At 59.3% G+C, this 23274-nt stretch carries 21 protein-coding genes and 4 pseudogenes; 7 read left to right on the forward strand and 18 right to left on the reverse strand.

Annotated elements, in window-relative coordinates; all coding sequences use genetic code 11:
* Positions 1-465 precede the first annotated feature (465 nt).
* The gene (locus EOA24_RS41435) at positions 466-735 is read right to left on the reverse strand and encodes a hypothetical protein (protein ID WP_024504272.1); all 270 of its coding nucleotides are present in this window, start codon (positions 733-735) and stop codon (positions 466-468) included.
* A 993-nt stretch (positions 736-1728) separates the two neighbouring features.
* Here EOA24_RS41435 and EOA24_RS05115 point away from each other — a divergent pair.
* A pseudogene (locus EOA24_RS05115) lies at positions 1729-1875 on the forward strand (multicopper oxidase domain-containing protein); the annotation flags it as partial.
* 104 nt (positions 1876-1979) lie between these two features.
* Here the strand turns inward: EOA24_RS05115 and EOA24_RS42855 are convergent.
* Positions 1980-2108 (reverse strand): annotated as a pseudogene (locus EOA24_RS42855) (LysR family transcriptional regulator); the annotation flags it as partial.
* A gap of 370 nt (positions 2109-2478) precedes the next feature.
* On the opposite strand from EOA24_RS42855, the gene EOA24_RS05120 reads away from it, so the two are divergent.
* The 4 genes and pseudogenes from EOA24_RS05120 (at position 2479) to EOA24_RS05135 (ending at position 6924) form a co-directional block, all read left to right on the forward strand.
* Positions 2479-2760: an acyl carrier protein gene (locus tag EOA24_RS05120; protein ID WP_126057635.1), complete on the forward strand. Its 282-nt coding sequence runs from the start codon at positions 2479-2481 to the stop codon at positions 2758-2760.
* On the forward strand, positions 2761-3969 hold the full coding sequence (locus EOA24_RS05125; protein WP_127409653.1) for a beta-ketoacyl-[acyl-carrier-protein] synthase family protein: 1209 nt from the start codon (positions 2761-2763) through the stop codon (positions 3967-3969).
* 762 nt (positions 3970-4731) lie between these two features.
* Positions 4732-5775 (forward strand): annotated as a pseudogene (gene nifA, locus EOA24_RS05130) (nif-specific transcriptional activator NifA); the annotation flags it as partial.
* Between the two features lie 582 nt (positions 5776-6357).
* Positions 6358-6924, forward strand: a complete 567-nt coding sequence (locus tag EOA24_RS05135) for a sugar O-acetyltransferase (protein ID WP_024505228.1) — start codon at positions 6358-6360, stop codon at positions 6922-6924.
* Between the two features lie 307 nt (positions 6925-7231).
* Here the strand turns inward: EOA24_RS05135 and EOA24_RS05140 are convergent, their stop codons facing one another.
* The 15 genes from EOA24_RS05140 to EOA24_RS05205 all read right to left on the reverse strand — a co-directional run bounded on the left by EOA24_RS05140 (position 7232) and on the right by EOA24_RS05205 (position 18733).
* Complete coding sequence (locus EOA24_RS05140) at positions 7232-8125, reverse strand: SIR2 family protein (protein WP_024505229.1); 894 nt, start codon at positions 8123-8125, stop codon at positions 7232-7234.
* Positions 8126-8159: 34 nt separating this feature from the next.
* Positions 8160-8372 (reverse strand): putative nitrogen fixation protein NifT, encoded by a 213-nt coding sequence (gene nifT / locus EOA24_RS05145; protein ID WP_024505230.1) that lies wholly within the window; start codon positions 8370-8372, stop codon positions 8160-8162.
* Positions 8369-8689, reverse strand: coding sequence for a nitrogen fixation protein NifZ (locus tag EOA24_RS05150; protein WP_024505231.1), 321 nt, complete (start codon positions 8687-8689; stop codon positions 8369-8371). The genes nifT and EOA24_RS05150 overlap by 4 nt, the downstream gene beginning before the upstream one ends.
* An 85-nt stretch (positions 8690-8774) precedes the next feature.
* Positions 8775-8969, reverse strand: coding sequence for a 4Fe-4S binding protein (locus tag EOA24_RS05155; RefSeq protein ID WP_024505232.1), 195 nt, complete (start codon positions 8967-8969; stop codon positions 8775-8777).
* 29 nt (positions 8970-8998) lie between these two features.
* Positions 8999-10480, reverse strand: a complete 1482-nt coding sequence (gene nifB / locus EOA24_RS05160; RefSeq protein ID WP_024505233.1) for a nitrogenase cofactor biosynthesis protein NifB — start codon at positions 10478-10480, stop codon at positions 8999-9001.
* Between the two features lie 273 nt (positions 10481-10753).
* A complete protein-coding gene (locus tag EOA24_RS42365) occupies positions 10754-10825 on the reverse strand; it encodes a helix-turn-helix domain-containing protein (RefSeq protein WP_245467364.1) in 72 nt (23 codons plus the stop codon).
* A gap of 700 nt (positions 10826-11525) precedes the next feature.
* Positions 11526-12107, reverse strand: a complete 582-nt coding sequence (locus tag EOA24_RS05170) for an alpha/beta fold hydrolase (RefSeq protein ID WP_287152319.1) — start codon at positions 12105-12107, stop codon at positions 11526-11528.
* Positions 12108-12503: 396 nt separating this feature from the next.
* On the reverse strand, positions 12504-12803 hold the full coding sequence (locus tag EOA24_RS05175; protein WP_024505235.1) for a ferredoxin family protein: 300 nt from the start codon (positions 12801-12803) through the stop codon (positions 12504-12506).
* A gap of 12 nt (positions 12804-12815) precedes the next feature.
* Positions 12816-14120, reverse strand: coding sequence for an FAD-binding protein (locus EOA24_RS05180; RefSeq protein ID WP_126080604.1), 1305 nt, complete (start codon positions 14118-14120; stop codon positions 12816-12818).
* 10 nt (positions 14121-14130) lie between these two features.
* Positions 14131-15240, reverse strand: coding sequence for an electron transfer flavoprotein subunit alpha/FixB family protein (locus EOA24_RS05185; protein WP_126063815.1), 1110 nt, complete (start codon positions 15238-15240; stop codon positions 14131-14133).
* Between the two features lie 16 nt (positions 15241-15256).
* Positions 15257-16108 (reverse strand): electron transfer flavoprotein subunit beta/FixA family protein, encoded by an 852-nt coding sequence (locus EOA24_RS05190; protein WP_126063816.1) that lies wholly within the window; start codon positions 16106-16108, stop codon positions 15257-15259.
* Positions 16109-16296: 188 nt separating this feature from the next.
* Positions 16297-16674, reverse strand: a complete 378-nt coding sequence (gene nifW / locus EOA24_RS05195; RefSeq protein ID WP_024505239.1) for a nitrogenase stabilizing/protective protein NifW — start codon at positions 16672-16674, stop codon at positions 16297-16299.
* A 180-nt stretch (positions 16675-16854) separates the two neighbouring features.
* Complete coding sequence (nifS, locus tag EOA24_RS05200; RefSeq protein WP_126063817.1) at positions 16855-18066, reverse strand: cysteine desulfurase NifS; 1212 nt, start codon at positions 18064-18066, stop codon at positions 16855-16857.
* A gap of 158 nt (positions 18067-18224) precedes the next feature.
* Positions 18225-18395, reverse strand: coding sequence for a hypothetical protein (locus EOA24_RS41440; protein ID WP_165349961.1), 171 nt, complete (start codon positions 18393-18395; stop codon positions 18225-18227).
* Positions 18396-18412: 17 nt separating this feature from the next.
* Positions 18413-18733, reverse strand: coding sequence for an iron-sulfur cluster assembly accessory protein (locus tag EOA24_RS05205; RefSeq protein WP_029356570.1), 321 nt, complete (start codon positions 18731-18733; stop codon positions 18413-18415).
* Between the two features lie 586 nt (positions 18734-19319).
* Between EOA24_RS05205 and EOA24_RS05210 the strand changes: the two are divergent.
* Positions 19320-20351 (forward strand): annotated as a pseudogene (locus EOA24_RS05210) (ChuX/HutX family heme-like substrate-binding protein); the annotation flags it as partial.
* Positions 20352-20612: 261 nt separating this feature from the next.
* On the opposite strand, the gene EOA24_RS05215 reads toward EOA24_RS05210, so the two are convergent.
* Positions 20613-21845 carry an MFS transporter gene (locus EOA24_RS05215; RefSeq protein ID WP_126063819.1) on the reverse strand — a complete coding sequence of 411 codons (1233 nt, stop codon included), beginning with the start codon at positions 21843-21845 and terminating at the stop codon, positions 20613-20615.
* Between the two features lie 1307 nt (positions 21846-23152).
* Between EOA24_RS05215 and EOA24_RS05220 the strand changes: the two genes are divergently transcribed.
* On the forward strand, positions 23153-23274 hold a 122-nt coding region (locus tag EOA24_RS05220), incomplete at its 3' end, for a leucine zipper domain-containing protein (protein ID WP_245474027.1).

The raw sequence follows: 23274 nt of genomic DNA on the forward strand, positions 1-23274 counted from the left end.
GAGGTCCTGCAGCGTGGCGCATGGCTCGAGTCGCTGCTCGTGGCCCCGCTGCAGCGGTACAGGTCCCCCACCGCCCCACCATCTCGCCCGCCCTGCACCTCGGATAGCGATCATTCACCGTTTGTTCATTATGATAGCGCACGATCATAACTGGACATGCTGGTAGCTCGTACATGCCTGAAGGCCCTGCGCGCCGACCCAGCGCCGGGGCCTTTTTACTTCCGCAAAATCGATTCCAGCAACGCGGGCACTTCGCAGGATGTCGGAATCCCGCGCTTGCGATGATACGCCGTACAGCGAATTGCGCGAGTCAAACGAATTTGGGTTTCTCAAATATAGAATCGTCGATACCGATCCTGATGGATCGAGCCTCGACGACGAAGTCAACCATCTTCAAACGGAATTATTCAACATTGCCGAGAGCTCCCGGTGTGCCGTCGAAGCCGACATTGGGGAGGTCAGCGGTCACCAACGATCATGGTGATCGCCAGCATCTTTCGTATTCACATAACCGTCGGCCTTGTACTTTCCCGAGGCCATGACATGAGTGGGTCTTCCAAGCACCGATTTGGCCCGGTAGGATTTGCAGGGGGCGCGGACAAGCGGATGAACAAACGGAATGATGCCGGAAAACTGCGCGCGCCTGCTGGGATTTAGCCGACCGTCGATAGGAACATAGCCCTGGTCGACGGCTTTCTGAAGGGCAAGAGTTTCGCCGACCTGGCTCAGGAACATGGCTTGTCGACAACGAGGGTGCGCCAAATCATCGAGAAGGCCGATCGGCTCGTGGGCGGCGCATTCAGACCAAGACTGAAACGTCCAACGCCTCGCCTCGGTCCGATTTCATGGTCGACTATCCCTATGTGTGCAAATGGCCGAGAAGCACCGGCTGGGTAGCGTCACGCCGCATCATTCTTTGCGGAGCTGGAGCGCGCGGGATCGCTGGAGCGGCTGGTGAAAGCGGTTGCCGGGGCGCACAACACGTGAGCTGGCGCCTCGTGTGGCAAAAGGAGAGGGCGAGAGCCCATGGCCTGCAATGAAGCGATCAAGCATTGCGATCGTGGAACCAAGCTAGTCGACCATCCGGACCGCGGCCTTCAATGCCAGCTCGCCTTGGAATCGGCCTTCCAGGAATTGGCTGAGCGCGCAGCGGAATCCGGCTGGACCGAGGAGATAGCCACGCGCTCCTCGAACTCGCCGGCGCGCGCCTCAGGAGCGACTCCGCCAATGACAGACTGAGAGGACGATTAATCGTGCCAGGGCAACGAGAGAGCGGCAGGTTCAAGAAGCTTCGCCTGAACCGATAGGAACGTCGCTGCGCCAATAAAATTGGCGGTGAAGGCTGACCGCGGCCGAGTCGGGCAAGCGAGCGAAGTGCTGAAATAAGGGCGTGAGAATCCAAGACATCGTTTGTAGAGAGCATCGAGCTTCGCGAGATTGTGGTACAGGATCGACCGCAGGTGTTCTCGCAGCGCTCGCAGAACCCGGGATTCTTCCGCGGCACCCGCCAAGGCGAAGAACGGTCAGAGTTGCACGATAACGTTTAAAAGCGAGCCTTCCTCCGAAAGTCTGCGCGCGCAGTTCCACGGTCCGATGCGCTTTCATAGCTATTCCAATCGCCGCGCCCATCCTCTCCCGGATCAGGTCCAGCGGGTCTGCAGTGCATGCGCCCCCAAAGTGGACGCCATTGGGCCGGGTGAACCGGGCTCGATTGCGCGCCGAAGGCCCGTTCCAGGCCCGGAAATCCGGGTCCGTCAGGGCGAGCGCGTGCGGGTCGAGGTAGAGAACGGCCTTGCCGAGAAAACGACCGTGCACTGGCATCGCGTGCGTGTGCCACATGCCATGGATGGCGTGCCTCACCTCACGCAGAAGCCCGCGAAAAGGCAACGGAAGATCTAGCATTTATGGGGGAAATGTTTTTTCGGAGTGCTTGACCCGCAGGAAGGGCAGGGCATGACTGCCTATCGCCCGACCCGGCCGGCCGCACTCATGACCGGCTGGGCTCGGTTAATCCTGCATGCCGCGCCCATGAGGTTGCGCTCTGTCGGGAGTGCGTCGAGCACAACGACGAGATGTAGTTCACGATCTTTGAAACGCGTGTCAACCATCCAAAGTGTGGATGCCTTTCATCGAAACAAACGATTTCATCAATGTTCTGGAATCCTGCATGGGCAGAACAGAAACCGCCCGAAAGGAGATTTTTCATGCGCTCTACCGGGCAGTGGAGTGCTGGGAAAGGGAGTTGCAACTGACCGGGTCCGACTTCTTCCGAGTCTATGGACAGACTGGGAGACGCGCACGGTGTAGCGGCTCACATCGTCATACTGCACCTACGCCACACACCGGCCGGACCTGATCCGGCTTTATGAGCATTGGGCTTTGTCAGTTGCCCAAGCGTGATGGCTTTCGCGACGCGGCGCGCCTCAGGAACTGAGCCGCGTCCAGGTCGAAACGCGGGAAAGAAAGACAGGAAACAGAATGGCCGATCAATTCGCAACGGACGTCATTGCCCTGATCAAGAAACGCGCCGAGTCGGAGAGCGGTGAGGGAATGCCTACGTCATTCGTCGGCGAGATAACAATCGCCACGGAACTGGACGCGCTCGGGTTTGATTCGCTGGGTTTGGCGGACGTCCTCTGGGATGTGGAGCAGGCCTACGGCATCAAGATCGACATGAACACGGCCGATGCCTGGTCCAATCTCAAGAATGTCGGCGACGTCGTGGAAGCCGTCCGCGGCTTGCTTGCGAAGGAGGCTTGAATGGACAGGCGCGTCGTTATCACCGGAGTGGGCGGCCTGTGCGGACTGGGCACCGACGCCGCCTCTATGTGGAAAGAGATGCGCGAAGGCCGCTCCGCCATCGGCCCGATCGCCAATTCCGAGCTTCATGACCTGGAGGGCATGACCGGCGCTGAGATCAAGGCGCTGCCCCAGCACGACATCAATCGCAAGCAGTTCGTCTCCATGGACCGCTTCAGCTTGCTCGCCGTGCTTGCAGCGCGCGAAGCCATGCGGCAGGCCGGACTTTCCTGGGACGAGGGGAATGCCCATCGCTTCGGCGCGACAGTGGGCGTCGGCGGCTTGGGCTGGGATGTGATGGAGGAAACTTACCGGGCCCTCCTTTTGGACGGCGCGAGGCGAGTTGGCATCCTCGCTGTACCCAAAACGATGCCAAGCGCCGCCGCCGGCCAGGTGAGCTTGAGCCTCGGCTTGCGCGGGCCGGTCTTCGGGGTGACCTCCGCATGTGCCTCGGCCAACCATGCGATCGCCTCGGCGGTGGACCAGATCAAGCTGGGCCGGGCCGACGTAATGGTTTCCGGAGGCAGCGACGCACCCTTCGCATGGGGCGTGCTGAAAGCATGGGAAGCAATGCGCGTGCTTTCACCCGATACCTGCCGGCCCTTCTCCGCCGATAGGAAGGGCCTGGTGCTGGGCGAGGGTGCGGGCATGGCCGTGCTGGAAAGCTACGAGCATGCCACGAGGCGTGGTGCCACAATTCTTGCCGAGATCGCCGGCGTCGGCCTTTCCGCCGATGCCTTCCACATTGCCGCGCCATCTGTCGAGGGGCCAGCGTCGGCGATGCGCGCCTGCCTTGCCGATGCCGGGCTGAATGCCGAGGACGTCGACTACCTCAACGCGCACGGCACCGGTACCAAAAGCAATGATCAGACTGAAACGGCGGCGATCAAGCGTGTGTTTGGAAACCACGCTTATTCGATGTCCATCTCTTCCACCAAGTCCACGCACGCGCATTGCCTCGGCGCAGCGAGCGCGCTTGAAATGATCGCCTGCGTGATGGCAATCCAAGAGGACGTCGTGCCGCCGACCGCCAACTATCGCGAGCCAGATCCCGCTTGCGACCTCGACATCACACCCAATGTGCCGCGCGAGCGCAAGGTGCGCGTCGCCATGAGCAACGCCTTCGCCATGGGCGGTACGAACGCAGTTCTGGCATTCAGGCAGGTGTAGAAGCCATGCAAGACGCCTCATTTGAGGTCACCTGTCGTATCTAGCTGCTTGAGGGGCGGGGCATTGTGATACAGGGAGAGCTGTGGGGTCCCTCCTTCTCGGCCTCGACGATGTGGAAGGAGCCTGTGCGGCGAAACGGGCTAGACGCCCCCAGGCCCAGAACTTGGGCGAAACCAACTCCCACCAAAGGACAGCCGGTTTAGTAGCCGAACAATGAAACCTCGCTCGACGAGCCGCCGTCTCTACTGTCTCCGGCCTCACGCGGTTGAAGCGAACAGCGCAGCAGCTACTGTTCCGCACAACTCGGATGGCAATTGGGACAAGTCCGCACATGTCGTCACGTACGCTGAACGCCGCAGGTACAGCCAAACTGGGGCGGGGCGTTTCTGCCGTTTTGATAGAATTCTATCAAACTGACAATTTTCCTTGCATAAATGCAAGGAGAGCTCGGTTGACTCCCCTCCTTTCTTGTCAAGGATGAGTTTGCAGGCTGCGGTGCGGCAGAAGCCGGACAGAACAGCGACCGGTCGAGTAAAGGCCTGCGCAAACCGCATATTGCGAGCGCCCGCGCGGAGGAAGACGCTCGTCCTGGTGAAAGGCAACGATGCTCAGGCGCCATTGCCATTTGCCGAGGGCGTCCGCGCGCCGAAAATTTCGAAGCAACAAAGGTGAGATCGAGAATGATGATGACGAAATACAACACAGCTCACCGTCCAGTGCAGTTCTACCGGCGGGTGGCGGAGTGGGATGGGCTGCCAAATGGAACGTAAAAAGATCAGCAAGGAGATGCTTGGCGATAGTCAGGCGCTGCGCGAGCTGCGTGAGCACCTTGTCAAGGTGGCCAAGGCGAAGACTACGGTCCTGTTGCGAGGTGAATCCGGAACCGGTAAGGAGCTGGTTGCCAAAGCCATTCACGAGCTCTCGCCTCGCGCCAAGCAGCCCTTCATCAAGGTCAATTGCGCGGCGCTCACCGAGACGCTTCTGGAATCTGACTTGTTCGGTCATGAGAAGGGTGCCTTCACCGACGCGAGCAGTTTGCGCAAGGGGCGCTTTGAGGCTGCCGACAAAGGCACATTGTTTCTGGACGAGATTGGCGAAATATCAGGTTCGTTCCAGGCTAAGCTGCTGCGTGTCCTGCAGGAGCAGGAGTTTGAGCGCGTCGGCAGCAACCACACCATTAAAGTTGATGTTCGCGTGATTGCCGCAACGAACAGGGACTTGGAAACGGCAGTTCAACGCAAGGAGTTCCGGCAAGACCTCTATTATCGCATCAACGTCGTCACTTTACGCGTGCCGGCATTGCGCGAAAGGCGAGGTGATATTCCGCTCTTGGCCGCTCAGTTTCTCAAGAATTTCAATACTGAGAATGATCACACGCTGACCTTCGCTCCCGAAGCGATTGAGGTGCTAATGAACTGCGAATTTCCAGGCAACATCCGAGAGCTCGAAAACTGCGTTCAACGGACGGCAGTTCTGGCGACGGGTCCATCAATCCTCAGAACTGACTTTGCCTGTTACGCGGATCAGTGCTTGGCCGCGGCGCTGTGGAAGAACGGACCGCCGACGTCAGAGAAGTCGACTACGATCCAGCCTTCCGCCGCCTGTGCCGCCCCGCCCGTCGGCGACGGGCAAGCGCCGATAGGCCCTGCCACGAGTCGTGGTAGGGTGCCCGATGCCGATACGGTCATTGCTGCCATGGAAAAGTGTGGCTGGGTGCAGGCAAAGGCGGCGCGCCTGCTCGGTTTGACCCCGCGCCAGATCGGCTACGTGCTGAGAAAACGCGGTATCGAGATCAAGCGTCTCTGAAACAACCCGCCGAGCAAGAGCTGGAGCAGGTCAAGCATTGGTGCTCTGGCGAGCCCATCGGCCAGGCTTACGAAGTGGGTGTGAACAGCGCTGCCAAGATTCCGGCCGTGTGCTTTCTACCACGTAGTCATACTGGGGCTCTGCGACTGACAAACTAAAAAGGAGTAATCCTATGGCTAGTAACTTCGCTCTACACCGCAAGGCAAATCAATTCGACGTGCCTGGATCCAGAAATAATCGATGTATTATTGGTGACACGCCAGCATGCGTAGAGGCGACGCGCAGATCTCCGCTGGCGGGACCTGGTCGATACATTAGCTGATGGCTTACCGCTCGATATCACGCAATCTGAGATGGGCATGAAAGTGAGTTCGACCGCTGGACAGTTGCCGACCTCGTCAGGTATTGGCCCCTGCGACCGGTTGATCTGCGATATCCAAATTCGCGGAAGTTGGTCGAGACGAAACTGTCGCCCCGGCTCGTGACCGACCGCGCGCCCGGCAAGACCGAGTTACAAAGTTGCCGAGGCAGTTTGATGTGCGTTCCTGCATCACTGTACGGGACACGACCTGACGGGAGACTATGATGCGTAGCCAAAAAGAAAAGATGCTCGCAGGCGAGTTTTACAATGCGGCGGATCCGGAGATCCAAGCTGACCTGTTGGCCACCGGGGCTTGGCTCAAGCGGTACAATGATACGCTGGGGCAGACCACGGGGCATTGGCATGAGCTTTTGTCCGAGCGGCTGGGAGAGGTTGGGCGCGGAACGGTCATCCGTCCGCCCTTTTTTTGCGACTACGGATTCAATATCCGCATTGGAGCCAATGCCTACATCAACTTCAACTGCGTTATTCTTGACGTGGTAGAGGTCAAAATCGGGCAAGGAACGGCAATTGGGCCTGCTGTGCAGATTTATACCGCCGATCATCCACATGATGCCGAGCAGCGGCAGGCCGGCCTGCAGGTCGGGCGTCCTGTTCACATTGGCAGCCGTGTCTGGATCGGCGGTGGAGCAATCATTCTGCCTGGCGTCACGATTGGTGATAATGCAGTGGTAGGCGCTGGCTGCGTGGTCACACGAGATGTTCCCGCCGGGGCAAAGGTAGTGGGAATTCCTGCTCGCGTGGCCGACCCACATAAACAGGCATAATCAACCTCGTTGACCCTGGAGGTGCATGCGAACTGTCGAAACTGTGCCGAATTTTTGTCGAAGCCATTGAGCGCTGCATATGTTGTCGCGACTCGGGCGCTTCAGTTCTTTTGCCACGGGGGTCACAAGATCATGTGCGTAATGCCGCCGCAACGTGCTCACGTCCCGCAGCAGCGGACCCTTTCACATCGCCCAACGAATTCAGAGCCTACGTTGTGCTGCCACTAGCATTACTACTCACGAATGTATTCCCAACTGAGTTTTCGCCCTTGGAGGCAAGCAGCGACTCACCAGCAATCGCCGGCCATTAATCCTGGCTAGCATCGACCCCGACGAGGCGAGCCGCGGCGTTGCGGATCGGCATGTCGATGACCGTGATTGCGCCTTCGGCAAGGAAACGACGTTCGTTTCTGGTCAGCGTAGCCGAATCGATCACCGCAAAATGTGGGCCAGTGGAGCGCTTCATCAGCTGTCTGGCATATGTGCGCAGCATCTGATCGTTGAAGCGGCAGCCCACGAAGAAAAAACCCCGGTTGACGCGCCGTTGCTTCACCGCGTCCGGGATCGGCGTCTGGATATCAATTTCGGTTAGGACTTCGACGTAATCGGAATCAGCCACGAGGAAGTTTGCCGCCGGCCTGACGCTGCCGTGCGGCGCATAGAGCACCGTCCTAGCCACTTGTTCGGCCTCGAGTTCTGTTCCTGACAAATCGTAAGTTCTCGTCCAGATGTTACCGATTCCGGTCGCGCGCGTCGTTCCTTGTATCTCGACAACGTCTGTTTGGCCGGCCTCTGCAAGGGCTGCTCGCATGGCGCCATCGTACCAGCTGTCGATGATGACAGACAGTTGAAGGGTTGCGAGCCAGGCGTGAAGAACGGTCGGCTCGGCGGGGGCTGCGAATATCTCCGCCATCCACGCTTGGAGAGTCCGACGATGTCGGCGCTGCTCGATAAACTGCGCGACCGACCACATATTGGTGCGAATCCTGGAAGGGGCAGGCGCCCGCTTGTTGAGGGCCGCGGCGACATCTTCAGGGGTGCAAGGTACAGGTGATTCCGGTGGGTTAAGCTGCAGAAGACCAGGACCGAGATAGGGGATCACTCGATCGGCCTTGAGAGCGCCGTTCAGCAGGTCAATCAGTTTTTTGGCAAAACTGCCCCGGACGACGACGAGATGGTCCCAGCTCAGCATCGTGTTCATACGCGTTTCCTCTCCGCCACTGAACCCACCGGCATCAGGCCCCGTCGGAAATCTTCATCGCCTCGACGGTGATCGGCAAACGCGTGTCGCGCGGAAGGTCGGGCAGCATGAGCCGCCAACCGTTCCTGAGCGTCACGGTCCCGCCCCATAAGTCAGCGTTCTCAATCTCGGTGATCGGCTCTTCGAGATCCTTCTTGGGGACATAAGCCGACAAGCCAGTAGCGGTCCTGCGAATCATTACTTTCATCCGGCTGTTCCCCCGTTGGAAATGCCTTCAGCTCCGCAGGGAACCTCGACTTTGTCGAGGCTAATGAGTTCGCGCGCTCGCATGCCGACGACCGTGCCACGATCGATCCATTCGACCGCATAGATGAAGAATTGCTGGAGAAAGGTTCCAATGTCGCGCACGTAGCCTTCGTCGCCCTTCCGCACGAGGTTTTCGCCGATCTCCTTGCCGGGATAGGTGCCGTCGTTTTTTATGTGGCGTATCGCACGGACCCGCTCACCCTGCATGAACCGTGGCGGTCTGCCGATTTCGACCTCCTGTTCGCGTCTGGACCACATGCTGTCCATTCCTTTCTCGAGGCTTTTGTTGTGGTCGCGGGTTGCAGGCGTCGTCGTGCGGCGAACCCGACCGTTTCGGTAGGAATCAAGCGGGAACGCAGGTTTTCGGTACCGGACAGACCGACACGCATTGCTGCGTATCGAAGGCCTCCTTGCATTCGGTGCACTTGTTTGGATCGATCACATAGGCGTCGCCCTTGAACTTGATCGCTTCCGAAGGACATTCGAACTCGCAGGCCCCGCATTGGGTACATTGGGATGCGATGATCTTTAAAGCCATTCTAACTCCTGGTTATCGGACGAGACGGCTCAGGCCGTCGCCGCTAGTGGTCTGATCCCAAACTCTGCCGCGTAAAGTGCGCTGACTGCGGTCTCGATGTAGTCATGGCCATAGGCGTCGGTTACGCGCAGTCCAGCTCGCGAGAGTTGTTCCTTCGGGCGATTTCCGATCTTGGCGCATAGCACTATGTGTATGCCTTCGAGCGCTGCGATGACGCCCTCGAGGATGGCGTCTTCGCCCCCGCCTCCGAGGCAATACCGCTCGACCTTCCGATGCCCGACCAAGCTGATCCCTCTAGGCGAGACTTCATAAACCTGGAATTCCTTCGCGTGGCCGAAGTGTTCGTTGACCCGTCCACCTCCCTTAGTGGCCACCGCAACCAGAAGCGACTTTTCGGAGTCTGTTGCCTTGACCATACCGATGGCCTCGCTCCTCGCCGCCTCATGATCACGGCGCTCGTGTGCGACCACCTGCCGATAGGCCTGACGCTTGCCAGCATCGTAGGCGACATCGTCGGGAATCCCGTCCAGCGTGAATTCCTGGCCACGATCTTCACCGAGCAGGCCGACAGCATCTGCCCGGCACTGCCGGCAGTGGCGCATCAACTTGGCGCCACCTTCAAGTCGATCCTGAAGAGCCATCATCTCCATTGCCGTTGGGCCGCGCTGCCCGATGAGTCCGTAGTGGGTACCGTGCGCCGGGTCCGAAATCAGAGGCATCACGTTGTGCAGAAACGCGCCCCGCTCCCTGACCATTTTGTTCACCTCAAACAGGTGCTGGTCGTTCACTCCAGGAATCATCACCGAGTTGATTTTGGTGAGGATGCCGCGCGCGCTCAGCATCTCCAGGCCCAGCATCTGCCGCGCGTGCAAGATTCGAGCGGCTTCGATGCCGAAGTAGCGGCGATTTTCATAAAAGATCCATGGATAGATCTTCGCGCCGACTTCCGGGTCGACCATGTTGATGGTGACCGTCACGTGATCAACATTCATTTCGGCAAGCTCGGCGACATGGTCCGGCAGCACGAGCCCATTAGTGGAGACGCACAGCTTTATGTCGGGGATTTCCCTGATGACGCGGTCGAGCGTTGCCTTCGTTTTCTCCCAATCGTAACAGGCATCCCCCGGCCCAGCGATGCCAAGAACCGAAAGCTGCGGAACTTTGTTGGCAACGGCGATGACCTTGCGTAGCGCTTGGTCGGGCGTCAACTTCTCAGACACAACACCAGGCCGGCTCTCGTTGGCGCAATCGTATTTGCGATTGCAATAGTTGCACTGGACATTGCAAGCCGGCGCGACCGCCACATGCATACGCGCGAAATAATGATGCGCTTCCTCCGAAAAGCAGGGGTGATCCTTGATCCTTTCCCAAATAGCCGGATCCCCTTCGCCCGGGCTGGTCGGCGACGAGCCGTAGGAGGACGATGCGCAGCCACCGGATTTCGCGGCTGCCAGAAAACCCTCGGATGTCGTGCTAGTCGGCCCCTCAATCGAAACTGTCGGTGAGGACATCAAACGGCTCCGTTGCTGGTAACGTCGCGGTTCAAGGTGCAAGAGCCATACCAACTGAAAAAAGCGGCTTCAGTTCACTATTCGGGTCGATATCGCATTGTGTCAGGCCGGCGCGACACAATTTTGTCCTGCTTGCGACAGTGCAAGTCCAAATCCGTTCAGAAGCACGAAGCACTCCTTGTCGCGCACAGGGCGCGCAAGACCACTGGCCTGACGATTGGCTCATCAGGCTCTTAGAATTTCCTTCACCTCGATACTATGCCGGCGTATCGCCTAGCCGACTTGTCGCAGCTTGAGGCCGAGAATTCGAGCCGCATTAGCCTGAACCCAGCCGGCCTTCTCCATTGTGTCGATCAGCCGTCACGCTCCGTCCGCCGCGGTCTCAGCCCCCGTCCGGCCGTATCGTTAGAATCGCAAGTGGCTATCTCGTGTTCAGGGGGCGCCGATGCGCCGAACCGGCATCGTGCTGGCCCGTGAGAGCTCGTCGATGACATTGCCACGTTCCGAAAGATTGGTTCCTTCCAGAGGAGAACGCCAAGCACGCAGTTCTCCGGCTCGGACGTTGCCGGGGAAATAGCATTGCGAGATCAGCTCAACTGCCGACGGCGCAAAGCCATGGTTCTCCATATTTCAAGGGTAAGCGCTGTGTCCTTCCAGGAGGACCCGCGATCTGTGGGCCTGCCGATTCTGAGGTGGATCGGAGATCGGCTTGTGTCTGAACTTGAACTTACGATTGACCCTGAGCGGCAGCCTCGGCGTTTTCGAGGGTGATCAACGGCGCTGTTGGTCGGCGGCATTGGTCGATGGACGACAAGGCACGGAGTCATTCCGAGACCCTGGAGCCGACGCGGTGATCTCGGAGGTTGCCCGGCGCTACGGGCTGCGGCCGCGGCGGAACGCTCGCAAGCTTGCGACGTCGGCAGGACAGGCCACTCCCGCCTAGTGGTTTCGGTGGCGCCACCGGAACGACCCGTTGGGCCTATCCGTGCACCAGAGCTCAAGGCCACGGCCTGAGAATCGGCCGCCGCTCACCCTACTTGGTTCCTCAGCCGACTGCGCTAAGAAGGAGAGCAACTTCCGTCGGCGCGAGGATCATTGCGTCGTGGCCAGTGGCGAGTTCCTGCCACGCCCAGCCATCCTGCTTCGCGACCCATTCTCGCGCTCCCGCCATCGGCGGGTGGAGTGGATTAGTGCAGACGACATAGGTTCGGGGTCTGCCGTTGCCGAGCGGGTGCTCGAGCTTAAGTCCGCTTTCGTAGGTGCCTGCCGGATGCGGTGTTATCCGGCGCCGCACCCAGTCCGTGAGCGAGTGTCCCTCGGGAATGCCGAATGCTGTTGGCGGCGGAGTCGGCATGAAGATACCCCGTCCTTCCTCCGCAACCAATTTTCGACGGGCCGCGACGATGTCGGGGGGCATGGTGCTGAATACACTTTGACCGCTCTCGACGATGGCGCTGTCGAGATAAACGAGATGGCTGATATGGTCGGGTATCCGGTCGGCGGCGCCGGTGATGCTGATGCCGCCTAGACTGTGACCGACAAGGATCACATCGCTCAGCTCTTCCGTCACAATGTGGTTGACGATGTCGGTCACGAATGTGTCGGGCGTGATGTCCTTGCACAGCAAACGTGCGCGTTCGCCGACACCTGGTCGGCGTGGTCACGTGGCATCCCATCTTGCGAAGATTGGCAGCCACGTCCCGCCAACACCATCCGCCATGCCAGGCACCATGCACTAGCACATACGTCTTTGCCATGGGTTGTGCCGTTCCACTTGCTCACCGGCCGTTGTGGCTGCCATCCGGCACGATGGCCGGGCGTTGTCCCAAAGGGGCTCGACCACGTGACCGGTGGTAAGTCCGGCGCACAGGGCAGCGCCGTGGCCTGAGGACACCGCTAACGAGTCAAGGAAATTTGAATTGCGAAAGGCCAATATTCACTAGCTCTTTGCAAGTGGATGGAGAGGCTCATGGTGTGCCGCAGTTGCTCGCTGCCGGCATGCTCTTGGCACGGTCCCGGCTGATCATCCGAACTTGAACAGGACACCAAAGCCGCCGCGCGGATAGTTCCACTCGATGTCGCCGCCTTTCTCGCACAATATCCGGCAGGTGCCGCATTCCATGCAGCCGTCGGCGGTGATCTCGACTTGACCCTTGTCATTCAACTCATAGCATTTCGCCGGACAGACGTAGGTCAACGCAAGCAAGTTCGCGCTTGGCTTGTCGTGCGGTCGCACTATAATATGGGGGCGGCCGGAATCGACCAGATAGCGGTTCTGGTAAAGTTTGTCCTCGACACGAACCTTCGTCACTGCGATCGTCATCTTGTACCCTCTTCAGCGCCATGCCAATGCCAGGCGGACCGCGTCGCTGACCAACCCCCAGCGCGAGCGCGCGTTGATGAAGGCGGCCGTGGTGTTCTTTTCCTTCTCGATCTTCGGCGTGCCGTCGACACGCATGAAGTTCTGAGCGGCATGCGACATCAGCCGCGGATAGCTGTCAAAAAAGTTGCTGGAATTGGTGTGGAGCAAGGCTGGCATGTCCTTGTATTTCTTAAGATCCTTGATCACAAAGGAGTCATCCAGCATCGTCTTGTAGAGCGCAAGGTTCGCTTTGGTCATAGGACCGTTGCGGCTTTTGACTTTGATGATCGCCTCAGCCGCGACACGACCCGAGGTCATGGCAAGGTTCGAACCCTCACGGTGAATGGCATTGTTCAGTTGCGCTGCGTCGCCGACGATGACCCAACCGTCGCCGAAGAGCTGCGGAATGGCCTTGTAACCACCTTCGGGGATAAGATGGGCGGCATATTCTTTCACCTCCGAGCCAGCGATCAGCGGCCGGATCGAAGGATGGTTTTTCATCGCATCCAGGAGGGCGGACGGGCTCTCCATCGTCGCGGCGAAATCCGAGACCAGGCAGCCGATGCCGAGTGATATCGACTCCTTGTTGGTGTAAAGGAAGCCGAGCCCGGCCATGCTGCGAGAGATCGTGCCCACGGCCTCGATTACGCAGCCTTCATCGCCCTTGACCCCGAACCGCTGGCCAATGACCTCTTCGGGCAAGAAATGCATTTCCTTGACGGCAAGCGCCACGGTCTCCGGCTTCGGCATCTCGCGCAGGCCTGCGCGAGTGCCAAGCAATCCCGACACCCCTTCTGCGAGAACGACCACATTCGCGAAGACCACTCCGCCAGCCCGGTCTGTGCGGACGCCGATCACCTTGCCATTGCCATCACGGACGAGTTCCGTCGCGGTCGTCTCACACAGGACCGTCGCGCCAGCCTCGCGCACCTTGCGGGAAAACCATTTGTCGAACTGGGCGCGAATGATCGTGTAGCGGTTGGGTTTCGCCTCATTGAAGTCGTCCGACCGGTAATGAATTCCGGTGTGAGACGTGTCGTCCAACACCCAAAGTCGCTGTTCGACCAGGTGCCGCTCGAGGGGCGCATCATCCCGGAAGTCCGGGATGATCTTCTCCAGCATGTTCGCGTACATTATGGCACCCTGGACGTTCTTAGAGCCCGGATATTCCCCGCGCTCCAACTGCAGTACCTTCAGCCCCTGGCTTGCCAAAGTGTAAGCAGCTGCGTTTCCAGACATGCCGGCTCCGACCACTATGGCATCGAATTGTTCAATCATGTCCTCTCCCTCAACTCGCAAGCTTGTCTCGACTGTGCGGCGACAGCCGCCGGGTGAAGGCTTCCGTCAGTGCGGGCAGGAAGCGGATTGCATCCGTGACGATCCCGAGGTGGGCGAACTCGAAAATCGGCGCGTTCGGATCGGTGTTGATCGCGACGATGAGATCGGCCCCCTCGACCCCAACTCGGTGCTGGATGGCGCCGGAAATTCCGGCCGCGATGTAAAGCTTCGGTCGAATGGTCTTGCCAGTTTGTCCAATCTGTCGATCAGCCGGCATCCAGCCCTTCTGGACCAAGGGGCGCGAACAGCCATGCTCGGCGCCGATCGCTCGGGCAAGATTCTTCACAAGCTGAAGGTTCTCCGCCGCTCCGAGACCGAGGCCTCCCGCAACCACGACATCCGCATAGGCAAGATTTGCCATTGCCGACTGGTTATCCGGTAGGAAGCCGAGGACTTTGGTGACGATATCGTCCTCAACGAGCGACAGCTTGTGCCGCATGACACGCCCGACCGGCTTATCCACCCGTTGCGGCATAGGCATGACCCTTGGTCGCACCGTCGCCATTTGCGGCCGGTAATTTAGTGTATAGATCGTACACAACAATGAGCCACCAAAAGTCGGACGGGTCGCGGCGAGTGAACCGTCGGAATCTACATCAAGTTCGGTGCAGTCGGCCGTGAGCCCCGTCTGCAGGGTCGTCGCTACCGAGCCTGCAAGATCCCTGCCCAGTGTGGTCGCGCCGAGAAGGAGGATTTCGGGTTTATGGGTATTGACCAGATCCGTGAGCGCCTTGGCGAACGGCTCGTTCCGGTAGTCGGCGAGCGGCGGCGCATCGACGATGTAGACAAGATCCGCCCCGTAAGCGAAGGCCTCGGCAACAGCGTCCTCGACCATCTCGCCCGGCGGTCCCAGCACGACGCCCGCGAGCTGGACTTCAAGCTTGTCGGCCAATTTGCGGCCTTCGCCCAGCAGTTCGAATGATACAGGATGCACATTGCCGCGTTCGAGCTCGAGGAAGACCCACACGTGCCGGTAGTCTTTGAAATGGTCGGGAAGTTCTTTCTTTACACCGGCACGGCCGGGGGCAATGCGAGGGGTGGTTTGGCTTGCGGTCGACATTTTCTGCTCCTGGCCGTCACGTGCCGCTGTTGAAGGCCAGCTCATGTTCCAGCGCCGGCCGGCGGGTTAAGATATCGGCGATGAGTTCATCGGCTATGTCCTGCAAGCCCCTTTCCGCGGTGTCGATCTGCGCCGCCCTTTCTGCCCGTGCGGTGGGGGCGAAAACACGCTTGACGACTGTAGGCGAGCCACGCAGACCGCACCGGGTGAGATCGTCAATGCCGGCGTCGGCTGCAGTCCACTTCACGACTTGCCTGCGCGCCGCGCACAGAGCCTGCTGGAGCGAGCCCCGGCGGATTTCGTTGGTGTCTTCCAGCATGGTAATGAGGCAAGGGAGTCTGCTCTTCAGCAACTGGGTGCCGCCTTCGGCGCGACGCGCGACTTCGATCTCTCGCGTATCGAGATCGATGGAGGCAATCTTCGCGACATAGGTAAGTTGCGATAAATCTAGGCGCTTGGCTATGCCCGGTCCGACCTGGGCGGTATCGCCGTCAATCGTCTGCTTGCCGGTGAAGACGATGTCCGGCCTGCCGAAAGTCTCCCCAATTTTTGCGATTGCTTGCGAAAGAGCAAAGGAAGTCGCCAGCGTATCGGATCCGGCAAAATAGCGGTCCGTCAAGAGAACTGCTCGGTCAGCACCGTAACCGAGCGCCTTTCGCAGCGAGTCCTCCGCCATGGGCGGACCCATTGTGAGCACAGTAACCTCGCCACCATGAACGTCGCGCAGTTTGAGCGCTTCTTCGAGGGCGAACAGGTCGTAAGGATTGATGATGGTCGGAACACCCTGACGCATGATCGTGTTCGTCACCGGGTGCACGCGGATCTGTGCCGAATCCGGCACCTGCTTGATGCAGATTACGATATGCATTGGCGGTTTCTCTAAGCTCCCAGTCCGGATTCGTGCTTGGCGGTTCGCCTCATTGCCTGCATCGTTCATGCCAAGTCGTCTTCCTGCCTCTATTCCAGAAGGTGGCTTCGTTTGCTTCCGAGGAGGCGTCATGAGGACTGGATTTGTCGACTTCTCGACATTGTCGCGTCGCAGCCGTGTCGGGCTCATTACTTTCCGAACCGCTTCAGTGCAGAGTCGAGCGGGACGAAGGCGCGGCCAGGTGCGGGACATATGTTTGGATCGTGGTCCCTTAGCACCTTGAACACACGTTGCGTGAGCGGCGAGGAAGTCGCGAAATCTTCGTAGGCGCGTTCCAGCTTGGCGCGCACCCGCGCGGCGATTACCTGGTTAGGCAGACCGGAGAAATCTTCTTCGGCAAGGTATTGGCCCACGCGCTTCATGATATGGAGCCGCGAGACATTCATCACTTTCGGGTCGTAGGAGACGCCAAGGCAGGCGAAGAAGTCCTCCGCGGCCGACAGGCCCTTCAGTCGCGCTAGGATATCGGTGCGATCGATCGGGCGGCTATCAGCGGAGCAGTTCATTGTATTCTCCCGGCGCGTAATTGTGGTGTCGATGCATTGGTGACATTGCTGACGGCGTGCCGACCTCTGGCACGGCGGCTGGGCAAGAGACTTGGCGATCTCAAGCTTTTCTGAAGTGGTGAAGGCGACCCCGAGTTTGACTGCTCTCCATTGCGCAGGGTCGTCACGTTGAGGAAGACCTCACGGCTCGTCGGCTATTGTGCCGCTCGGACCCGGGCCGGAATGAAGCTGTTCTGCACCTCGCCCGCACAGTCCAGCACTGGGAACGGCCCGTAGCTTCTCGGTGATCGCAGGCAGGACCTCAAGCACGCGGTCTACGTCATCTTCGCCGTTGTCACGCGACAAGGAGAAGCGGACTGCCCCACATGCCGCGTTCATAGCGATCAGAACATGGCTCGGTTCCAGTGAGCCAGAGGCACAGGCGGACCCGGCGGAACAGGCGATTCCCAGCCGGCTCAGGACAATTGGAATTGCATCGCCTTCGATACCTTCGAATCCAATGTTTGCAGTGTTTGGCAATCGCTCTTGCGGATCGCCGTTGATGGATGTGTTTGGGATGCGCTGGATGATCCCGTTCTCAAGGCGGTCGCGCAACCATTTTATTCGTTTTGTCTCGTCCATGAATTTCAAGGCGAGTTCGGCCGCCATGCCCAGTCCGACTATGCCGGGTGTGTTTTCAGTGCCTGCACGCCGGTCGCGCTCTTGGTGCCCACCCTTGATCATGGAGGAGAAGCGCACGCCACGTCTTACATAAAGCGCGCCTATCCCCTTTGGACCATGCAGCTTGTGGGCGGAGAGCGACAGCATGTCGATCGCGGTCGATTTCAGCTCAATCGGAAGCCTTCCGACCGCCTGCACTGCATCAGTGTGGAAAAGCGCGCCGACTTCCCTGGCTAGATCGGCAAGCTTAACCACGGGAAAGATCGTACCGGTCTCATTGTTCGCCCACATTATCGAGACGATTGCCACTTGTGGAGTGAGAGCGGTTCTGTAGGCGTCCAGGTCGAGCCGGCCGTGGTGATCGACTGGGATAATGTGCACCTTGACGCCGCGCGTCTTTTCAAGGTGCGCGCACAACTTCAGAACGGCCGGATGTTCAACCGCGGAAGTCACTATTTCCGTTCGGTCGGGCATCACCTCCAGCGCCGAAAGGATGGCTGTACTGTCGCTTTCAGTCCCGCCCGAGGTGAAGATGATCTCGTCCTCGAATCCCGCGCCGATGAGGGCTTGCAACTGTTGCCTCGCCTTTCTCACGGCTTCAGCAACCGATGCGCCATAGGCGTGCATGGACGAATGATTGCCAAATTGCTCCGTAAAGAAAGGCAACATCGCTCCAACGACTGCAGGATCAACCCGCGTCGTTGCGTTGTTGTCGAGATAGACAGGGTTCATGGGAGTGATCCTTCAACTGCTGAAATGATTCAAGGGTAGGCGGGCCATTGAACCTCTGGCGCATATCGTATCTGGTAAGGTGGGCGGCCGGGCGAGCGATGGCTTGGCTGACCGGTCGCTGTCGACATTGCCCTTTGGTGGCGGCATCTGCCGGGAATTCAGCTGTTTCGGGCAATTTTGTTTGCTTGCCCACGGCAACGATCGATGATCGCGATTTGGCGCATCACCGAACGCAATTGTTCCGGGCCGACAGTGCGTGTCGGCCGGTTCCAGAGCGCCGGCGGTGCCGGTTCGACGCAGTATTCCTTGGCGTCGCTATAGTCGAACATAGCCTGTTCCCTCGCAATCATTTGCAGGACTTGCCGCAGCCGCACGTCTCACGCGCATTGGGGTTATCGAAAACAAAGCCGGATGTTTCGAGCCCAGTGACGAAGTCCACGGTCATGCCGGCTGCATGGGGTTGGGAGCCTCTATCCATGAACACCTTGAGCCCATCTCGCTCGATGATCGCATCGCCCTCACGTGAGACGCTCTCCAGGCCCATTGAGTATTGGAAGCCGGCGCAGCCGCCGGCATGGACCATGATGCGAAATCCTTCCGCCGGCTCGCTGGCGCGGTAAAGAGCGGCCTTGATGGCGGCAACAGCGTTGTCGGTGAGCGTAATCATGGCTCGATTTCTCCTCGGTCCGACGTTTTCGCGGATCATCTCGCATGGACCGTGCCAAAGGGAAGACGTGTCAAAAACCGTAGGACATCCCGACGTCTCTTATGCTCGATTGCTGGGGAGACGTCCGACAACCGACACTTACTGTCGGATTTGTCGCGTCCGCGTCACAGGAAGGGCGCCTGAGTTCGCGATGCACTCACGCGTAAAGCAATGAACAGAGCCAAAGATGTTCAGAGCTTGCCGCGGAGCAACTGGCACGATTTTTGTGAAGCCTTCGTTGCGGCGGCAAAATTGCCGGCCGATTCACCTTTGGGTTGCCCTCGCAATCGAAGAACGAAGGAGAGCAATATGATCCATCAGACCCGCCTTGAGTGGGAAAGCAGCACCGCCGGTGGTACCCGAATGCTCGATCGGCCGATTGGCGCCGACCACCCAACAATCGCTCTCTACCGGCGATTGGCCGCTGACCGCCCGGAGACAGGATTCGACTGGCATGTGCCTGACGATCGATCGCGTCCGCCGTGCACACCCCTGAGGCCCGTTTTTCGATCGATCGTCAAAAGAAGAACGGGGCAGGGGTAAAAACATGGATCAGCGCAAGAAGCGGTCGCCCAACGAAATCCGGCGTGCGTGGGAAGTCTGTCCGAACATTCCCGCGCGTGATTTCGCAGCCCAATTGGCCATTTCGGAAGCGGAACTGGTCGCGGCCCATTGCGGTTTCGGCGCGGCACGCATCGACCCGCGCGTCAATCACGTTCTGACGGGCCTCGAATTCGTGGGCGAAGTGACGGCGCTGACCCGCAATCAAGGTGCCGTGCACGAAAAGATTGGCGTCTTCAACAGAGTGATAACCGGCAACAATCACGCCATGGTCCTTGGTGACGAATTCGACCTTCGCGTCTTCCCGCAAGCTTGGAGGTATGGTTTCGCTGTTGAAAGGCGCCATCGCGGCGGAATCCAGCGCAGTTTGCAATTCTTCGACGCCACCGGCGCAGCAGTGCATAAGGTGCATCTCAGGCCGGTCTCCAACCTTCATGCCTATCGAAAGCTGGTGGCCGAGCTCGTATCCGCCAACCAGGAGCCGACCATGTCGCTTAAGGCGAGAGTAGCCGACCTGGGCGCGAGGACTGCGGACTGGGCCGGCACGGTGGACGACCTACGCGAGCACTGGAGCCGGCTGACTGACGTCAACCTTCTAAAGACGCTCAAGCTCAGCCGCTGCCAGGCTTTGCGCATGGTCGGCCAGGATTACGCTTGGCTGCTCGACAATGCCGCAGTTGGCGCCGTGCTCCAGCGTGCGGCCGAAGACGAATTGCCGATCATGTGCTTCGTCGGCAACCGAGGTTCTATCCAGACCCATTCCGGCTTAATCAAGTCGGTCAAGCAGATCGGGCCGTGCATCCATGTGCTGGACGAAACGTTCCGGCTGCATCTCAGGACCCACCAAATCCGTGAGGTTTGGGCCGTGCGCAAGCCGACCAATGACAGTCACGTCACCTCGCTCGAAGCATATGGGTCCGACGGCAAGATCATCATCCAGTTGTTCGGTGCGCGCAAGGAAGGCGAACGCGAGCGCGACGACTGGCGGGTTCTGGCGGAAAACCTGCCTCGTTTCCCCGACAGCTACATGAGAAAAGACCGATCGTCGTCGGTGGGACGCCGGCGCCCATCTGCCTCCGCAGCCAGTAGCCGGGCATTGAAGCCGAGACCGGGGACACGATGACGCAATAAGCGCGCTGTATTATCGCAACGCGATGAGCAGGAAGCAATTTGGCGCTGCCCCATCGACCGCATGGTTACGACGAAGCCGCGGCCTTTGGGCCGAGCTCAGAGGTGGCAATAGCGTGAACGCCGCCGACCGTCACTCCCCACCAGGCGGTCAGGTTTTGCGGTTCGGGCCGAGCAAAAATACTGTCAAGACAGCGAGGAACGTGGCAACCGCGCTGTAGACAAAGACACTGGCAATACCCGTGTGATCCACCAATAGGCCACCGAAAGTTGTGCCGGCTGCGATGGCCACTTGGAAGGTTATGACCATCAGTACACCAGCGCTCTCGGCCTGTTTCGGAGCGGCGCGTAGCACCATCCATGTCTGCAATCCGACCGGGACCGCGCCAAAAGCAAAGCCCCATACGGCAACTGCAATTGCCGAGGTCAAGGCCGATGCTCCCATAGTCAGGAGCGAGACAGCGGCTACGGCAATGAGCAGGGGCGGCAGGGCCGCGACCGCCTTGAGACTGTGTTTGGTGAGGAATGCGCCGGCTAAATTGCCGAAGACGCCGGCCGTGCCAAAAGCAAGGAACACGAGCGGGATTGACTTCTTTTCGAGCGCAGGAACGCTCTCGAGAAAGGCGCGGATGTAGGCGAAGCTGGCAAAATGGCCGGAAGCGACCAATAGCACGACTAGCACCGCAACCTTCATCGCCGGATTCTTCGCGACATCCAGCGGACTGCGGAATCTGCGCACTTCGATCGGAGGCAGTGGCGGAATGGTTACGAGTTGCACGAGCAGCGCAACGGCACTCACGATTGCGGCGACCTTGAACGAGGCTCGCCATCCCCAAATGTCACCGACATAAGCGCCGATTGGAGCCGCGCAGACGGAGGCGACAGAAACGCCGGTGAGGATGATCGACATGGCGCGCGGCATGAGGTGACTTGGAACCAGCCGCATCGCCAACGCTGCCGAAATAGACCAAAAACCACCAAGCGATATGCCAAGGACGACGCGTGCCGCCAGCAAAACCGGCAGCGACCCCGCAACCTCTGCCAGAACGTTCGACAGGATCAGCAGGAGCGTCATCGCCCAGATGACGACCCTGCGGTCCAGACGCTTTGTCACGATGGCGATTATCGGTGCCGAGATCGCCGCGACGATTGCGGTCGCTGTTAGCGCCTGTCCAGCCGTGCCCGTGGTGATACGGAGATCATGCGCGAGCGGTGTCAGAACGCTGGCGGGCAGAAACTCTGCCGTCACAAGCCCGAAGGTGCCGAAGGAAAGCGAAATGATGGCACCCCATGCAGGGCCAGAACGTTGATAGGGACTTTCTGGGTCAAGCCGATCTCGGTCGAACAAAGCCGCGTCCACTAAATCTGTCGCCGATTCGGTCATGAATGAGTTCTCCGGCTAGGAGCTGTTGCAGCAGGGGTGGCTACATCGCCGGGGATCAAAGCCGCGAGACCTTCCGGCGGCGGCCAGTCGGCATCAGTCGAGGCCTCGGCGCCCGACGCATCCGAGGCCTCATCGGAGGGCCGACGGACCCAACCGTCGACAATGCGGGAGAGTTCTCGGCGCGGTCGCATCGATCGCATTCGTCGAAGTGCGGTCTGTTCACTGCGAACCAAGCAAGCCGAACGCGGTGTCCTCGATCGAGGCCTTGATGGGGGGATGATCGACGATCTCTATATTGCTTTGAAGCAGGAAGTTCCGTCGCCATATGTGGTTATCCTGGCAGCCAGAATTGAGCGGTTGTCGCAAGCACCAAGGCGGTCGCAATGAGTGCAACGAGGCGGAAGTCTGATCGATGGCTGCGGTTCGATGGCCGCGCGATCGACAAAATTGAGGTGATGAGTTATCCCTTTTGAAGCCGTTGCTCCCAATTCTGGGATAAGGTAATTGCAGGCGGTCCCAGCAACGTCGGGCGGCCTTTTTGGTGATCGAATTCATGGGACGACACTCTCGGTCCGTGACGCATCTGCGAATGACTCCGCAAGTTCCGTGCCATCAACGACAAATCTGGCTCTGCTGAGCGGGTGGTGGAGGCACGAGCGTGGGCTATCCCAAGAGCTTGCCGCAAGGTTGTTCGAAGTTGAGGTGCCGGATAGACCGCAAATATGTCGGGCGGCCTGGGGTTGGCCAACACGAAGATGCGCAAGTTCAAAAGGACGAGCTGAACCCTTGCCGATATCCATCCGAGGCTGATCTGGAGAAGGTCAAGAACTGCGTCTTGAAGGCTTCCGCCGCACCGGCAAATGCTAAGCCAAGGTGCTGGGCAAGATGGACAGGGCCATCCAACCCGTCGACTGGACGCTCATTAATGGCGTCGGTGTGGCTCTGTAGCTGGCGAGAAAAACGCCCTGCTGAAAGACAAAAGCTCGTGTGGCCGGCTCTGAAGGACGGCCAGTGAGGCAGGCGAGGAGAGGCTATAGCCCATTCGTGTAGACTGATCTTGTCCCACGGAGGCGGCTAACCACCCCGCCAGACATCATCGAGGGGAGCGCCACTAGGCTTACCCCAAGTGTTGGTCATTTCCACCTGGGTGACCTCGGCCAAGTCACCAAGCCGCTTAGAGCAAGCTTTCGAACTGGATGCTCCCCGGGCACATGATCGGCTAGCTGTGAGCTTTCGGGAGGTTGTCCATTCGGACCGGACCGAGGAGACTGGAGTTACCACGCTTCAGCATCCATCGGAGGATCCGAATGAACATCCATAAGAATGCCCGTCTCACACCGCTGCGTCGAGAGGAGATGGCGCTGTCGGTGATAGAAGGCGCTTTCTCCAAAGCCCATGCGGCGCGTGTCTACGGCGTGTCGGCCAAGAT

The sequence above is a fragment of the Mesorhizobium sp. M2A.F.Ca.ET.039.01.1.1 genome (assembly GCF_003998035.1).
GTDB lineage: Bacteria > Pseudomonadota > Alphaproteobacteria > Rhizobiales > Rhizobiaceae > Mesorhizobium.